Origin of the sequence: Bartonella florencae (genome assembly GCF_000312525.1) — a bacterium.
GTDB lineage: Bacteria > Pseudomonadota > Alphaproteobacteria > Rhizobiales > Rhizobiaceae > Bartonella > Bartonella florencae.
Map to the genome: position 1 here is coordinate 180935 of NZ_HE997454.1, position 17087 is coordinate 198021.

The 17087-nt window shown below is 37.9% G+C and carries 8 protein-coding genes and 2 pseudogenes; 6 read left to right on the top strand and 4 right to left on the bottom strand.

The genetic code is table 11. The annotated features are described in order from the left end of the window. Positions 1 to 2076: pseudogene (locus tag BN202_RS07460) on the bottom strand (hypothetical protein); the annotation flags it as partial. 19 nt (positions 2077 to 2095) lie between these two features. Between BN202_RS07460 and BN202_RS10370 the strand changes: the two are divergent. Then, the gene (locus BN202_RS10370) at positions 2096 to 2320 is read left to right on the top strand and encodes a hypothetical protein (protein ID WP_244426431.1); all 225 of its coding nucleotides are present in this window, start codon (positions 2096 to 2098) and stop codon (positions 2318 to 2320) included. A gap of 781 nt (positions 2321 to 3101) precedes the next feature. Here BN202_RS10370 and BN202_RS07465 read toward each other — a convergent pair. Together BN202_RS07465 and BN202_RS07470 are read right to left on the bottom strand one after the other, a co-directional pair. Continuing rightward, positions 3102 to 8555, bottom strand: coding sequence for a Vomp family autotransporter (locus BN202_RS07465; RefSeq protein WP_019220009.1), 5454 nt, complete (start codon positions 8553 to 8555; stop codon positions 3102 to 3104). 688 nt (positions 8556 to 9243) lie between these two features. Beyond that, a complete protein-coding gene (locus tag BN202_RS07470) occupies positions 9244 to 9762 on the bottom strand; it encodes a helix-turn-helix domain-containing protein (protein ID WP_019220010.1) in 519 nt (172 codons plus the stop codon). A gap of 513 nt (positions 9763 to 10275) precedes the next feature. On the opposite strand from BN202_RS07470, the gene BN202_RS07475 reads away from it, so the two are divergent. Together BN202_RS07475 and BN202_RS07480 are read left to right on the top strand one after the other, a co-directional pair. Continuing rightward, on the top strand, positions 10276 to 10680 hold the full coding sequence (locus tag BN202_RS07475; RefSeq protein ID WP_019220012.1) for a hypothetical protein: 405 nt from the start codon (positions 10276 to 10278) through the stop codon (positions 10678 to 10680). Positions 10681 to 10731: 51 nt separating this feature from the next. Beyond that, complete coding sequence (locus BN202_RS07480; RefSeq protein ID WP_034987786.1) at positions 10732 to 11007, top strand: hypothetical protein; 276 nt, start codon at positions 10732 to 10734, stop codon at positions 11005 to 11007. A gap of 280 nt (positions 11008 to 11287) precedes the next feature. Here BN202_RS07480 and BN202_RS07485 read toward each other — a convergent pair whose 3' ends face one another. Continuing rightward, the gene (locus tag BN202_RS07485) at positions 11288 to 12499 is read right to left on the bottom strand and encodes an MFS transporter (RefSeq protein WP_019220014.1); all 1212 of its coding nucleotides are present in this window, start codon (positions 12497 to 12499) and stop codon (positions 11288 to 11290) included. A gap of 610 nt (positions 12500 to 13109) precedes the next feature. On the opposite strand from BN202_RS07485, the pseudogene BN202_RS07490 reads away from it, so the two are divergent. From BN202_RS07490 to BN202_RS07500, 3 genes and pseudogenes are all read left to right on the top strand, one after another. Beyond that, a pseudogene (locus tag BN202_RS07490) lies at positions 13110 to 13886 on the top strand (class I SAM-dependent methyltransferase). 517 nt (positions 13887 to 14403) lie between these two features. Further along, a complete protein-coding gene (locus BN202_RS07495) occupies positions 14404 to 15630 on the top strand; it encodes an MFS transporter (protein WP_019220017.1) in 1227 nt (408 codons plus the stop codon). Then, complete coding sequence (locus BN202_RS07500) at positions 15627 to 16832, top strand: ATP-grasp domain-containing protein (protein ID WP_019220018.1); 1206 nt, start codon at positions 15627 to 15629, stop codon at positions 16830 to 16832. The genes BN202_RS07495 and BN202_RS07500 overlap by 4 nt, the downstream gene beginning before the upstream one ends. The last annotated feature ends 255 nt before the right edge of the window (positions 16833 to 17087 follow it).

A 17087-nucleotide genomic window follows, 5' to 3' on the forward strand; every position in this document is an offset into this window, starting at 1 on the left:
CGCGATTTTCAAGCCTTTTGCATCTAAAATATTCTCACCTATTGTTACGCTGTTGAGCGTAATTTCCTTCGCTAGGTCAAATTTTATGTTATTGTTATCCGTGCCTTTTGTGACTTCGAAATTGCTACTTGCAGCTGAAAAATCTATCGAGTCGTCTATAGAAACAGCTTTAGCATTTTTACCATCAACAGACAGTTTCCAGCCTTTGCTCACGTAGTTCCGTAAGGATTTTAACTGTGCAACATTCACCGCATCAGTATCTGCACTACCCGCTGCAACTCCTCCAATTTGCCGCGACTGCATTCCAGAAATATTACCAACACTAACGGCACCTAACGTACTTTTCCACTCGTAACTTATTTCACCTGATTCATTACCTGTCAAAGGGTCATAACCAGAAATACTACCACTAACATCCGCTACAGAATACGCTCCTATAGCAACTCCTGAATTCACCGTTGCTTGCGATTTCATCCCCAAAGCTACAGTATTAACACCAGATGCAAATGCCTCAGAACCTATAGCAACTGAAGATTGCCCTTCAGCACTCGCATCTTTAAAATCATTGCTAGCTGTGTTAATTTTCAAACCCTTTACAGCCACTGCTGTTTGCATTGCTTTTAGCTGTGCAACATTCACAGCGTCGGTATCATTCGTACCGGCTTTTACACCTGTGATCTGTTTACTGCCAGCATTAATACCTTCAATCGTTATTTGAGGACCATCCTTAATAATTAAACCTGTTGCGTCTAGAGTATTGGATCCTACTGTTATCTTATTAAGTGTAATATCCTTCGCGAGATCAAATTTTACATGATTATCGCCTTCGCCTTTGGTAATGCTAAGGTTGCTACTTCCAGCTGCTAAATCTACTGTATCGTCTATCCCCACAGCTTTAGCATTTTTACCGTCAACAGAAAGTTTCCAGCCTTTATCTACATAGGTTTGTAATGACTTTAACTGCGCAATATTGACCGCATCCGTATCTGCACTACCTGCTGCAACTCCTCCAATTTGCCGTGTTCTTTTATTAGCAATATCACCAACACTGACGGCACCATAAGTACTTTTCCATGCAAAATTATCATCTGTCGCTGCTTTAAGAGGATTATAGCCTGCAACACCAGCAGCAACTGTAGCTATAGAATTAGCACCTAAAGCAACAGCATGATCTGCATTTGCTTTCGAATAAAACCCTATAGAAACAGCGTCTTCTTCCCCTGCATATGCACGATGTCCAACTGCTGTTGCCCCACCTGCAATAGACTTAGAAACAGAACCCAAAGCTGTTGAATAATCACCCTTGGCAGTCGTATAATCATCCTTTCCATGTTCACTATTTTTATTATATTCAGAACCCAATGCGATACTGCTTTTCCCTAAAGCGTGAGCCATATGACCTATAGCTATGCTCTCGTCTCCTGCCGCCTCTGTGTTATCACCCCAAGTTATAGAGTATTTTCCTGATGATCTTGTATAATCACTAAAAGCTATATTCGCACGACGTCCAATAGCTATGGATCCTTCACCTTTTGCTACTGTACGCCCCTCTGGAGGAATCGGGTTAGCATCCAACCTACCTTCGCCACCTATTGCGATACTACCTTCACCCACACTATGAGCTAAATGACCGACCGCAACAGAAAACTTATTATCTATCTCCGCACCATAACCAACAGCAACTGAGTCTGGAGATTGTATTGATATATTAGCTCCAATAGCAACATTATCATTCTGGCTATGGGCATTTGGGGCTGTTTTTATATCTGCACCAAACATGACATTCGTGCCAACTGCCCCTTGAGCTACCCCACGTTGCCATCCGCTATTACGCGGCAGACTTGTGATTAAATTATTTCGCGAGACATCAGATACATTAATGATAGCTGTATCTTCGTTATTATCTACACCCGCCCCCCGAAGAGCTCTGGTTAAAAAATTGGCATAATCACTAGAAGCATTCACCTTTGGTGTCAGCGCCGTATTCAACACTGTTAAATAATCTTTTGATACATTAAAAGACCCTAAATAACTGCTAGAGTTATCATAAACAGAGATAATACTTTGTGGAAACACCCCAATAGCAGCATTTTTTATGTTTATAGAAACTTCTTCTTTTGTTTTCGAAAAAACAGGAGAAACGCTCGATAAAATCGCACCTATTGAAGTCAATGATAGAACTTTAATAAAAGGAAAACGAGAAGATTTTGAATCATTGCCCGCTAATTTTGTATATAATTTTTTCATAAAAAATTCCCCAATGAAAAAAATAACTATAAACACAAAAAAGACACATTTAAAAGCTAGAAGTTTTTTTTAGTTTTTTACATATTTAAAAATTTGAGATGTAATTGAAAAAGTAAAGAAACTACGCGCTTAGATGTTATAATGAATGTGTTTTGCTCTTTGTTATCTTTCCTAAGAAAGCAAGTGTTAATTTTTCGTATATTGGTTAAAATTTGATTAATTTCTATACTCATTAATTATTTTTTTAAAGAAGAATATTATTTGCCTCATTTTTGATTGTCCTATTTCGTTTAGAGAGCAAGTGTTAGAATAATGAAAAAAGAGCTTTTTTCTGTTTTGACGCAATGCTAAAGGGAGGTGTATTTTGAGTAAGATTGGGATTTTTTTTGAAAATGCCTTAAGATGGGGGGTAGTCTATTTTATCTTGATAAAAGCCTCGGATCACAAAAGGTAACCCATTACGAAATAAGTTGCTATAGGCTGACTTAATGTATCATTTTTATCACTGTCTTTAATAAATAAAAATATATTTTTCCTCAGAAGAAAATTACTAGTAGTTTTGCAGAGAGTAGAAGAGTTTTCATTTTTTCTACCTGTATAATGCTGTCAATCCTTTAGCTACAAAATTTAAAAGTAGAAAATAATCAACATGTAATTTGTAAAAAATTGCATCTTTTAAAAGTCCGAAAGTCCGTTAGTGAGAGTACAAGTTTTTTTGTTTTTTAAACCTGTATTTATCCTTATGTCCCTTATCAATTTATATATACATATTTTCTTACAGACACAAAAATAATTCACCCCTGTCTCATAAGACAAGGGCGAATGAAGTTTTTGCTTAGATATTTCGTTTATTATCAGTTCAGAGTCATATTGAAACCCGCACCTACCCCCCAATGACCACCGGAAGTGGTAACAGATACATTCGACCGAATATTTCCCTTCTCTGATGTATAACCAGCACCAAAGGCAAACGCAGATTGACTACGCCATAAACCAGTACCAAATCCAATGCTTAACTTTCCAGGTGTATCATTGTAGCGTAAATTAGATACCGCTAAACCAATCGCTGCTGCTTGTCTTGCTTCTTTGCGCACACCTTCTATGCTGTAATTTAAAGCATCAAACTTCACATCGGTATATTGTTTGGACTTATCAACAGCTTCGTCAATTGCATCAATCGTAATATTATGGATCTTTTGATCTGTATATTGTTTTGATTCATTGAGAACAATTTTCATCTGTTCTTGGGTATAATTACGTAGTTGACCACCATTTACAGCTTCTTTCGAACCTTTTTCAATTTTACCATCAGCAACATTATCAATCAACACTGGTTCACTAGGATCGCCACCTGCTAATGTGACTTTATTAGTCTTTTTGCCATTTGCATCTCTGTCATAGAGAACAACCCCATCAACAAGACCGTTAACTTTATTATCAATGTTATCAACATGTTTTTCAACATCCGTAATATGATTTTCAACCTTTGAAACACGCTCATTGGTTTGCCAAAGCTGTCCACCATTGACTGCATCTTTTGAATCTTCTGCAATTCTACCATCTGCTACATTGATAATCTTACTTGGTTTCCCATCATGGCTAGCATCATAGGCTCCTTTATCCTTATTCCACTTTAAAGCATCTGAATCGACCTTGTTGATGACATCATCAATACGGTCATTAATATTTGACATTCCACTGTTAATACCACCAAAAGCATCAGCAACTGTATTATAGTTATTCTCAACAGTTTTACCATTCGCATCAACTTGAACAATCTTGAAACTAGGTGCTATCCATTTGCCATTCTCATATTTAGCACCGCCACCGAAATAATTGGCAAGCTGGTTGCTCATGAGATAAAGTTGATTACCGGTAATGGCATCCGTTGAACCTTTGGCAATGTCACCATCCAAAAGATACTTCAATTTGCTGTTTGTCTTCTGTCCGTCTTTTTCATGACGTGCAACAAATGCTTCCTCTTCATCATCCCACAATAAAGCATCTTTTGAGATCCCTTCAATCTTCTGATTAAACTCATTGGATACATTCTTTAAGCGTTTATTCACATCTAGTACATTCTTATCAAGACCTTTTAAAGCTGCACCAACGTTAATAAAATCAGCCTTCCCTTCTTCACCATCTACAATAGTAGATAAAGTATATTTCAGTTCCTTAATAGCACCATTAATAAGCTTTGCACCACCACCAAAGTAATCTGCAATATCTTGTGATATTTTATTAATCTGACTACCATTAATGGCATCGTGAGAATTTTCAGAAATGCTGCCATCTTTGACATCAGAAAGTGTTCTTTCTTTACCATCTTTATTTGCAATGCTGATCTTCGTCCCCCCTGTTTCTTTACCAATCGTGATAAGACTATATTCTTCCTCCTGCTTAACAAGACTATTCTTTGTTATATCAGAGATTTGATTGTGAATATTCGTGAAAGTATTGTTTACACCTTCAAATGCAGATGCAACATTATCATAGGGTTGTTCAGAAACTGAACCATTAGCGTTTACTGTATAGACTTTAAAAACAGGAGCATGCCATTCTTTATTTTCATCATATCCAGCACCACCACCGAAATATTTAGCAACATCATTTATTGCATTTATAAAGTGATGATTAACATTCCTTATATTTGTATCAAGCCCTGACAAAGCATCACCAACATTATTATATTCCTTCTGCGTGACTTCACTATTTGCATCAATAGTCGTTAAATTGTACCTTGGCCTTGTAAAAACTCCGTTATTAAATTCCGTACCACCACCAAAAAATTTTGCAATATCTCCAGAGATTTTATTAATCTGGCTACCATTTATTGCTTCTTTTGAATTTTTTGAAATATCTCCATCTTTCACACCAGCTATAGTCCGCTCTCCGTCAGTACCTGTGATATCAATTTTTGTACCGCCTTTTTCCTTACCAATGGTAATAAGCTTTTTGCCTTCATCCCATTTAACAAGGTTATTTTCCGTTACATTACTAATCTGATCTTTTACTTTCTTCAACTGTGAAAAATTTACAGCATCATTTTCCAAAACACCGTCTGCTACTCCTGTAATCGTTTTATTAGCCGCATGAATACCGCCAGATGTTATCCTTGGACCACCATTTTTAATCGTTAAGCCATTAGCAGTTAAACTAGTTTTACCCCCTACGTCTATACTGCCAACTTTAATGTGTTCTTCTAAATCAAACTTGATCTCATTGTTATCGCCTCTTACAATTTTGATATTTGTGAGTTCCCCCTCTTCGTCATGCTTAACGGCAATAAGATCTACTGTACTTCCAGCTTTAACATTTGTAGCATTACCGCCATTGACAGAAAGCTTCCAGCCCGTTTCTATCCCTGCTGTAAACTCTTTCAACTGTTTATAATTCACAGCATCGGTATCTCCTTCCCCTGCCGCTACTCCCTTAATCGTTTTATCACCAGCATTAATGCCTTTAACAGTTATACTCGGCCCATCACCATCAGTAAACATAAAGCCAGCAGCACTCATAATGCTTTCTCCTGCTGTGACAGACATTACATTAATATCATCAGCCAAACCAAATTCTACAGTGTTGCTATTGCTATCATTTTTGACAATTTTGATGTTTTTATTACCGTTATCATCAGCACCCGCAACAAGATCTACTGTACTTCCAGCTTTAACATTTGTAGCATCATCGCCATTGACAGAAAGCTTCCAGCCCGTTTCTATCCCTGCTGTAAACTCTTGCAACTGTTTATAATTTACAGCATCAGTGTCATCAGTTCCAGCTTTCACTTTTGTAATTTTTTTATCATCAGCATCAATACCTTTCACAGTTATACTTGGCCCACCATCAACAAACGTAAAGCCTTCGTCACTCATCATGCTGTTTTTTGTCGTGACACTCGTCAACTTAAGGTCATCATTCAAAGTAAATGTAACTTTATTGCCATCGCTTTTGACAATTTTGATGTTTTTGCTGCCATCCTCATTCTCACCGGCAACAAGATCTACTGTACTACCAGCTGTAACGTCTGTAGCGTTGCTACCATCAACAGAAAGCTGCCAACCTTTTTCTGCAAGTGTTTGTATCTCTTTCAGCTGTTTATAATTTACAGCATCAGTGTCATCAGTTCCAGCTTTCACTTTTGCAATTTTTTTATCGCCAGCATTAATACCATTCACAGTTATACTCGGCCCATTGCCATCAATAAACTTAAAGCCATCACTATCTATAAAGCTATTGCCTGCAGTGACACTTGTCAATTTAAGCTTATCATTTAAAGTAAATGTAACTTTATTGCCATTGTCATCACTTTTGACAATTGTTATATTTTTGTCACCGCCTTTATTCTCACCCGCAACAAGATTTACTGTACTTCCAGCTTTAACGTCTGTAGCGTTGTTACCATCAACAGAAAGTTTCCAGCCAGTTTCCATCCCTGCTGTAAAGTCTTTCAACTGTTTATAATTCACAGCATCGGTATCTCCTTCCCCTGCCGCTACTCCTTTAATCGTTTTATCACCAGCATTAATGCCTTTAACAGTTATACTCGGCCCATCACCATCAGTAAACCTAAAGCCAGCAGCATCCATAACGCTTTCTCCTGCTGTGACAGACGTTACATTAATATCATCAGCTAAAGTAAATGTAACTTTATTGTCATCACTTTTGACAATTTTGATGTTTTTATTATCGTTATCATCAGCACCCGCAACAAGATCTACTGTACTACCAGCTTTAACGTCTGTAGCGTTGTTACCATCAACAGAAAGTTTCCAGCCTTTTTCTGCAAGTGTTTTTACATCTTTTAGCTGTTTATAATTGACCGCATCATCATCTTCAGTTGCATCTGCTACACTCGTAATGGCTTTATTGCCAGCATCAATACCATCTACAGTTATTTTTGCTCCATCCTTAAATATAAAACCATCATCGCTCATAGAACTTCTGTTTGTCGTAACGCTCGTCAACTTAAGATTATCACTTAAGGCAAATTGCATTTTATGCTTCTTGTTTTCATTGTGTTTTTCAATTGTTAAGTTATCTTTTCCGACTTCACTATTTTTCACTGAAAAATCCACGATATTTCCTGAATTCACATCTGTAGGATCTGTATCGTTAGCAGAAAGTTTCCACGCTCCTCCTCCTCCTTCTCCCACGATACTTCTTAGAGCTTTTAACTGTGCTACGTTTACAGCATCGGTATCTTCAGTACCAGCAGCCACACTGGTAATTTGTCGTGTTAGCCCATCAGAACCAACGCTAACCCCCCCTGAATTACTTACCCATGCTCTATCATCAGTCTCTGTTGTCGATTTACCTGTTGCAGGATCATACCCCTTACTTCTCGCTGCTCTCTCAGAGACAGAACCACCACCGATAGCAACACCATCTACAACACGGACTTGTGCATTTGAACCAATTGCAACAGAATCCTCCTTCGCAGCATGAGCAAAAGAACCTATAGCAATCGCATCTTTAGCATCTGCCTGTACGTATCTCTCTTGTCCACCATCTTCCACAGGTTCGCTACCACCTATTGCAATAGCACCTGAAGCTTTCGCTTCAGCCCGAGCACCTATAGCAATCGCATATTGCTCGCTTGCCTTTGTTCTGAAACCTAAAGCTATACTCTCTTTACCAGAAGCGGTTGTAAGACCACCAAAAGCAACAGAAGATTCCCCAGAAGCTTCTGAACCTATACCTATAGCAACTGTTGCTTTACCACTTGCAAGTGCAGAAACACCAAAAGCTTGTGACCCACCAGTTTTTGCGGTTGCACCAGCACCAAATGCTGTGGAATAATTTCCTGTTGCCGCAGAACCACAGCCCGTTGCAAAAGAATAAACACCATAAGCCTCAGGCAGTGCATTTACACTACCATTAGTACTAGCTTTCCCCATATAGCTATTATTGCCACTCAGATTCCCGTCACCCGACCAAGTAATCTTAGTATTATTAGTATTCATACCATAAGGATCGCCTCCGTTGGGAGCTTTGTAGCCATTGATAAATCTGTTATATTGTTCTTGTGCTGTTATTCGTTTATTATCAGCAATCGACTGCTGTTGTTTGCCACCACGACCGATGATATTGTCTGCACCGCAGTAATCATCATCACCTGCGAAAACAACACTTCCATGGCTACCATGTGCATAGGAAACACCGGTACCAGGTGTACTCTGACTACTCCCTCCCACTATCGCGAGATTCGCAGCGAAAACAGGAGAAACGCTCGATAAAAGTGTGGCCATCGCCGCACTGAGCGAGACAGCTTTAATTAAATTTGGTGTGGAATATTTTTTTTTCATAAGAACCTCCTCCAACAGAGCTCAACATCATTACAACGCGCAAAAACACTCACGGCAAAACGCTTGGTTTGCGCACCTCAAAAACCAATTAATCAATAAAAACTCCCCCCTCTGAAACCGCCTTTCATTCGGCATCAGCCTAAAATCTTTGCAACAACATCGAATCTAGAAAAGTCCCCAACCCCTTTAGCTAGAGGGATTCAAGCTAAAAATAAATAAAAACACAAGACCTTGAAAATATACTGTTATCTCCATTCAAAAACACTGCGATTTTTCTCTTAAAAAAAACAGTTTCACTAAAGAGCAATTCTACTTCTCAAATAAAGCGCAACCAATGAATGGCAAGAGTGTAAAAAATAATTTTTTATAAATTTGCAAAAATACTTTTTGTTAAATACAAAAAGAGTTATTTGATAACGGTTGTGCTTATCTGTATGAAAATTATAACTTTTTAGACTTATTTTATAATGTAGTAGATTGTGACCGTTATGAAAAATCCATTCTTTTTTATGGGATAACCTATTCTAGAGGATAATTATTTTCAGAAAAATATAAGAATATTGAAAAAATTAAATGGAGAGAGTATGCGATAATTTATTGTTTTTGTAGATATTTTTATTACTCAATGCGTTTTTCTTTAAAATGAATTTTATAGCAGAGGAGACTTTTATTTTAGAAGATTGTTAATTCAATCACTTGTGGGAGTTTTATGTGCTTCTTCAGCTTCGATTTTGCGCTTTAAATGAAGTTTTAAAAGAGGTAAAGTGGCTTCGGCTTCTTCCATATCGTTGAGATTTTCAATAAGCTCTTGTAATTTTCCATAAAGCTCTGCTGCTAATTCTGCCACATCTTCAGGAAAAAGTGTTGTGTTTGCATCATGATATGTTGTATAAGCTAAATGTCCAAGCTTTTTCATCAGCCCAGCAGGAATCGTTTGTGATTTGAAACCAGACGCTTTTGCCGCATCTGTAAACATTTCACCCTCACCCGTAACGAGCCAATCTAAAGATATCCCACAACGATTTTTATATACCCGCAATATAGATGCAGGAGGCTCTCGCAATCCCGTTTCATAATTGCGCATAGTTGTTTCGGAAATATCAAAATGTTTAGCAAATTGTTTGCATTCCTTGAAACCAAGCAAGCTTCTTACTTTTCGTAACCGTTTTGCTAATTCGGTTTTAGGTTCTTTTTCAGGACGTGCCAAAAAAATTACTCCAAATGCCTATTTGGGTATTTTCAAAAGCCTATTCAGGCTATATGCCTATTATTAGCACCCGTTATATTGGGTAGGTATTACATAACATAACCCCACAAAAACGGATGTTGCAGCATCTGTTTACAGGAGCGAAATTTATGACAATCACACAAAAAATGTGATCGCCGTGGTATTTTACTGAACTGCGCCTCTGTAATATAAGCTTGGAACAACTTAAGCCTATCAAAGACTCTTTTCCAGCGTCAAAAATATTTGGACACAGCCCAATGAAAAAGCCAAACGCGCCACTGCCAACCCTATTAATGGCACGCCAAGTAAATTTTTGCTGACTGCTCTCTCAAAATTCGCAGCCATATTCTCTCACAAGCCCAAAAAGCCAAAAGCGCAACGCGGTTCCTCTCACCCAACTGCCCAGTAAACCTACTTAAAGCTCTTTGCAAGAATCTAATAAGTGTACTTCCCACAGTTTTTACATTACAATATAAGGTTAAAAGTTTATCAATGTCTAAAACTCAATACAAAACAGGCAAGATAATTGGTATTCTGCAAAAAATGAAAGCATTACCCCTTATGCAAAGACTAAAGCTTTACAGACTCTGCTTGCCTATGGTTAATATCAATGACACTGCTTTGATTTTGATTAGCAATGATGCAATCTCAAGACATTTGATTCATCATAAAAATGGCCTATACTGTGCAAAAATTAAAAGCTATTTAGCAAGGCATCTTAAATATCGCTGCCCCTATAGCAACAATATTGTCACATCTTTTTATAATTGGGGAATGCAAAATCTTAGAGCAGTGACGTGTCTGACAAAGATTGACTTAAAAGTTCACGCTTTACAGAAAATTGACAAAACTATCATGTTGGTATACATGGCGGTTTTGGTGATGACAGTGGGGTAAAACCTAAAATATCAAAGCCATATGGAAAAACCGCAACGTGGAGGAGTGAGCATGGCCTCTTTATGCGATAAAGAATTATCCGATACCCTTGTTGGTCTTTATGATGACTACCAACGTGGTTTTGACATTGGAGAAGAGCTTAAATTATGTGTAGACTTGGCTTTATCTCTTGAATTGGAACTCAGCATTCTCCGTTTAAGCGAAACAGATGCAATTTTAAAAAAAGAAATTATACAAACCTTGCATCGTCGCAAAAGCTCTTATCCTCAGAAAGATGAGACTATTGATGATATTCTCCTTCATATGGACTTTGAAGAACGCAAATAAGAAACATAACACCCTTATGAAATTCCTTAATTGCTTTGACTTTTGCTGTACTTAGAAATAAAATTTTTAAAGCACTGCGTTCTTACACTTCTCACAAAACTAATATTCATCAAATAAGTATATCGATACTTTTTAGTGATCATCAAAACAATTGTTATTTTAATTATGCTTTCTTCGTTAAAAGCGTAAATCTTAGTAGCCACCCTTTAAAAACAAATATGAAAGGCATGGTAAATGTGTAATAAACATGGCATATATTGATCACGTATTTAAAGACAAGTTAGTGTTTTTTATGTTTATAAAATAGCACGATGAGCATCCCTATAAGCGCAACAATACTTTGAAGGAAATATATCGATCGTGGTGATATGCTACTGCTATCGCTTGCCATAATAAGATAGACTCCAAGAATAAAAAACCCAGAAAGACCATTAAAACTTGCCTGCAATCTTCCTTGATATTCGGGATCACAAGAAAGTTGCGATAAAGAAATCGAAAGAGCCCAACTCGAAAGCCCAAATCCAATCATGAAATAAACAGGAAAAACAATAAGCATGTGTGTATTGACAGACAGGATGACAAGACCGATAGCCATAACAGCTAATAAAAGTGCCAATGTTTTCCTTATAGATAAAATTTTACAAAAAAATGGAGAAAAAAGCGCACCAGTAAATACACCCATGGAATAAAGCGCCTCAAATATTGCAAAGGCCCCGCTACCCGCGTTTAAGACTTCTTGTGTATAAGGAACCAGAATAACAGGGATGGTCATCAAAAGCGTCATAATAATCATCTGGCTTACATAAGGCATAAAAAGAACTGGATTCTGCTTAAAATAATGAAGGGACGCTGTATAATTTGCCCACCAATTTTGCTTACTTTGATTTTTAGATCTTTTGTTTTTAGGTACTTTCATTGCAAAATTAAATAAACCAGCAATAATAAAAAATATACCGCCTATCAGAAGTGCTCCTTTTGTTCCTGCATAGGCGAGTATAAATCCACTCAAGCCCATGCCGATGATCGTACCAAGTTCATAGACCATGTCGATGGTTGCATTTGCATTGATGAGCTGTTTTTTAAGAACAATGCTTTGGATTAAAGGAACTGCTGATGGCATATAAAAAGAGATAAAAATACCCAACAGAACAGATAAGATCATCAAATCAATTGCTATGTCAAAATGCCAAAGCATTACCCAACCCACAATTATAAAACCTCGCGTAAGATTTGAAATGATAATCTGTGCTTTACGATTATATTTATCTGCCAATATGCCAAAAATAGGTGCAAAAATAATGCTAGGCGTCCAAAGAAAAAGCATCATCAACGCTACACCACGGATTGAACTTGTCTGATGGTAGGCAAGCCATGATAATGCGATATAATTTAGTCCGTTTCCAAATGTGGCAAACAAACCACTCAAGGTAAAATAGAGAAAAGTTCTATTTTCAAATAAAGCAGCGCGTTCTTTCAAATTTGTAATGAACATAAATCATTCCCTCATACACACATCATTCAGTGTGCAACATAATCACATTTAAAAATATATAGTTAGCTCTTATTTTAGTTCATTAAATTTAAAGAAACAAAATTCTTCATTTTGTTAGAGCGTAATACATTTTTTTATGAAAAAAATACTCTAGTTATAACGTAGGGTAAGTTTAAAATACTGAAGATTCATAAATATTTCTGCTTTCATTGCACGTTACATTAGCACCATAGACATAACAAAGTAGCGCTGAAATGGGTTATTTTGCTTATAACAGCTACAAAGCGAATAGATGATCTATTTTTACGATAGAGGATTTGAGATTGGTCATTTCCACAAACAGGTTATTGATTGCTCATAAAAGGCATCAAGTATCGCACCAGAAGTGAGACAGATTTGTAGAGGAATGTATGGAATCTCGGCATGATTTGCACAAAAACAATAGGCCTTCAAAATGCGTCATTTGAAGTGGCAAAGAATGTAAATATCAACCCTATATAAGAGGTCAAAGAGCAGCTTTCATTTAACTTTCTTTTGGAATTTATATTTGACATAATGGACAAAGGAGAGCTTTTTTATGCACAGGACAATTCGTAAGGGGGGCCACCGCATGCTACACACCATTCAATCACAAAGTGAAAAATTTGATGGATTGGCCGATGATTATGACCGCTATCGTCCACGCTATCCCCTCAGCTTATTTAAAATCATGCTGCTCCCTTTTAAAGATAAAAAACATTTGTCCATTGTGGATGTGGGAGCTGGAACAGGCATCGCTTTAGAGGGAATTGTCAAATTTCTAGGCCATGAACACCAATATCATGCTATTGATGTATCAGCAGATATGATTAAGCAGGGGCAAAGAAAATTTCCTTTCGTGCAGTGGTCTCACGGCAAAGCCGAAAGCCTCTTGCCCCAAATCGGCAAAGTTGATCTTGTTGTTGCGGCACAAGCGTTTCAGTAGATGGATCGCCCTCTATTGCTTAACACTGTCTCAAGCCAACTTCGCGCTAGAGGTGTCATGGCGGTTATTCAAAACAATCGTGATTTTCAAAATAGTCAATTTCTAGCTGCTTATGAGACATTATTAGAGGAGATGAGCCCTCACTATTCCCGTTATTATCGTAATTTTGATTTTTTACAAGAAATGCGTGATGGCCTTGGAGTCAATCCAGAAAAAGTTGCTTTACATACACACAATTGGACGATGACAATCCCCTCCGGAGCTTTTATGGGTATGAGCCGCTCTTCAACGCAAGTGCAACGTGCCATTGCCCGCCATGGAGAAAAATACTTGCAGCAATTGGTTGTGCTGATAAAACAATATGAAGTGCAGGGAAATTTGGAACTTTTGTATCGAAGTGAACTCTACATCTATATAAAATAATCTTACATCTATGATTCTCCTCATTATCTTTTAACGCATTATAATCTCCCCCAAAAAAACGAAGTCATCCCATCCAAATTGGTTGTATAAAAAACCCCTAAAGCTGCACTCACGCACCTCAATCTGAGACCATAAAATAATTTCTGTCTGGTAATGAGAGGTGTTGCCAGCTCAAAATCCAAGCCTATCACAGCAATGATCAAGAATAACCACGTAACCTTGCATTAAGCAGAAACACTCTTGAGAAGACAAAATATAGCTCTCAGAAATAGTTGTGCTTATCATCCAGTAAAGTAACCCTTTATCAGAAAAGAACAACCGCAAAAGACGTAGTAAAAATATTAGCCGCCCCCGCTACTTAAATTTCTGAAAATGACTATCATTACAGTAAATATCAGCGTTCAACTTTATATCATGCCCCTATCGAAACAATTTGACATCTCCAGTAATAGATGTACTAACTGTTTATAAACGTGTGCACCGATTATAATATTGCGTGTTTTTAAGAGATGGCAACATGGGGGGTGATGTGCGCAAACAGCTAATGTTTCGGTTTTATGGGCTTGTTGTTCTGCTCTATTTTTCTGATATGGTGCTCTTCTTAAGTAACCTTTGGAATGCTTATCGCATAACATCCTCATCGATTTTTTTAGGGATAACCATGGCTTTGGGGACCCTTACACCTTATCTTTTGAAAAAAAGTGGTCTTGTACACATTAAAGCCTCGTTGCAATTGGGAGATTTATACAAAAGACGGATTGTAATCTATAACCTTCTTTTGTTGATCGCTCTGTTTCATTATGTCGACTCCCCTTTGGGTTTTATTGCTGTCTCTATCTCTATTGGTTATCTCTCTTTGATCACTCTAAGCACACTCGAGACTTATAATACTAAACTCGCGCTTAGTGGTTATATTAGCGCGCAAAAGGCTTCCCGCATCATGCAAACAGTGGTGCAAATTGGTGCCTTTTTGGGAGCAGCATTGAGTGGTTATCTCTTAGAAGCCACCAGCCCACGAGGAGCAGCAGCTGAAATCGGCTATAATGGTTTGATTGCAGCTATTTGTGTGTTTGATATTATCATAAGCCTTGTGGCCGGTTATGTTATCTTTCGCGATGAATATAGTACCGAGTGCACTACAAATGGCTTGCCATCTGCCACCGATAAAGAACCAACGCTTATACCGCAAGCAGATAAGCTTTCCCTAGAGCTTAAACTTTTATGCATCTGCATAGGCCTTATTGGCTTTCACATTTGCGCCTATAATACACTGGCAACCATTCTTTTTCAAAGTGTGAAAAATTTTGGCTCTGAATATTATGGACTTTGTAGCGCCGTTGCAGGTGTGGGCGCTTTTTTGGCTGCTTTTATCAAAATCCCGCGCTTTGAATTCATCTTCCCAGCCCTTATGTTGGGTTTAGCTGATCTTATTTTTAGCACCACACAATCACCTTATTTGGCTGTGGCCTTTTGCTTTTTTATTGGCTTTTCGATGAATACCATGCGAATTAACGCCCGCAAACATATGATTGAAGCAACAAAAACAGAAACTCAAGCAGAGCTGGTGGGAAGCTATAGTGGCATGCTTTATACGTTCTCCCAATCGGCGGGTTATGTTATTCTTGGTCTTCTTACAAGCTCTGCTCTTATGGGCCCCCAAGCAGCCATTTATCTTCTCCCCCTTATAGGATTCATAATCTTTATCTATGTTCTTTTTCTTTCATCACAGCGGGACAAAGCATGAGCAAAACCATTCTTATTGTCGATCCTTTCTCCACGGGTGCTCTCTATGCCCCTGCTTTGCAAAAATTGGGCTATACCTGTTACGGTGTTATCTCTCAACCAATTCCTTTTTCACACTTCATGCTTTCTTATCAGGGTGAAGGTATGGCAGAAGCAAAACTTCATAGTATCGATGAGATAAAACAGCGCTTTCCTATCGGCGCGATAGAAGCTGTTATAGCAGGTGCCGAAGGAGGTATTTATTGTGCAGAACAATTGGCTGCTTATTATGGTTGCTCTGGAAACAACCCCTTGACCACCGATTGGCGGCGGAAAAAAGCAGCAATGCAAAAGCGCCTTTGTGAAAATGGTTTATCCTATATAAGGTCAAAGATTCTTACAAAAGATGATTGTGCTCTCAATGATTTTGAAAGCCCCAGCGGCTATGTGATAAAGCCAAACGATTCTGCTGGGAGTGATGGTGTTTTGTTTTTCTCTAGCCGTGAGGAAGTGGCAGCGTGGATTTCTGAAATTGACTGGACACAGAAAAATATTTTTGGTGTACCTAACGAGGCTTATTTGCTTCAAGAAAGATTGGAAGGAGAAGAATACATCGTAGATGCCGTTGTAAAAGGAGAGGCTATAAAGATATGTAGTTTATCGCGCTATAAAAAGGGTATCCATAATGGAAGTGCCTTTGTTTATGAATCGCTTGATGTGCTTGATGCTCAAGCCCCCCTTTATACCGCTCTGATCTCTTATGCAAAACAGTGCATTCACGCGGTAGGGATTGAATATGGACCTACGCATATGGAGATCATGCAAACCGCTCACGGTCTAGTAATGATTGAAGTGGGAGCCAGCCTCCACGGAGGGATTGCACCCTCCTTGTTCGCGCATTGCTATGAAGATGATTTACTGAAAAGCTCCGTTAACCTTATTGCGGGAGTGTTTTCGCCAACACCAAGCCGCTTTAAGAAAAAAGGGCGTATTCTCTTTCTTATCAACAAGACTGGGGGGCGTATTATAAAAGATATGAATCTATGGCGGCAAAAGCTTCATTCTTGGGAAAATGTGGTTCATTTTATGCTCTTTTTTAAAGAAAATGAGCCTCTACCCCTAACCATCGATTTAAATACCTGCCCAGCCATTATAGCAATTTGGGGACAGAGTGATGATGAATTATCGACTTTGGAAAGGATAATTCGTAGCAATCTCTTATAGAAAAAACGTCAATTGAAAATAACAAAAAACTAAAGATGTTGAATTTACAAACTACACCATCAAGATAATGAAAATTTATTTAGGATTACAAAATAAAATAAAAATAAAAGGAATCAAAATTCCCCACCTTTTATATAACCCATTGATTTTACGATAAATGGCGGAGAGAGAGGGATTCGAATCGTAAAATCATATGCTATAATAAATTGATTTTATTGATATTTTTTAATTGTTAGGGGTTACATAATGAGGTTC

What these genes read in the sequence shown, in the direction of transcription:
- BN202_RS10370 (WP_244426431.1), top strand. Translation starts at nt 2,096, where the DNA reads ATGTTTATAGAAACTTCTTCTTTTGTTTTCGAAAAAACAGGAGAAACG.
- BN202_RS07465 (WP_019220009.1), bottom strand. Translation starts at nt 8,555, where the DNA reads ATGAAAAAAAAATATTCCACACCAAATTTAATTAAAGCTGTCTCGCTC.
- BN202_RS07495 (WP_019220017.1), top strand. Translation starts at nt 14,404, where the DNA reads ATGGGGGGTGATGTGCGCAAACAGCTAATGTTTCGGTTTTATGGGCTT.
- BN202_RS07475 (WP_019220012.1), top strand. Translation starts at nt 10,276, where the DNA reads ATGTCTAAAACTCAATACAAAACAGGCAAGATAATTGGTATTCTGCAA.
- BN202_RS07500 (WP_019220018.1), top strand. Translation starts at nt 15,627, where the DNA reads ATGAGCAAAACCATTCTTATTGTCGATCCTTTCTCCACGGGTGCTCTC.
- BN202_RS07480 (WP_034987786.1), top strand. Translation starts at nt 10,732, where the DNA reads ATGGCCTCTTTATGCGATAAAGAATTATCCGATACCCTTGTTGGTCTT.
- BN202_RS07485 (WP_019220014.1), bottom strand. Translation starts at nt 12,499, where the DNA reads ATGTTCATTACAAATTTGAAAGAACGCGCTGCTTTATTTGAAAATAGA.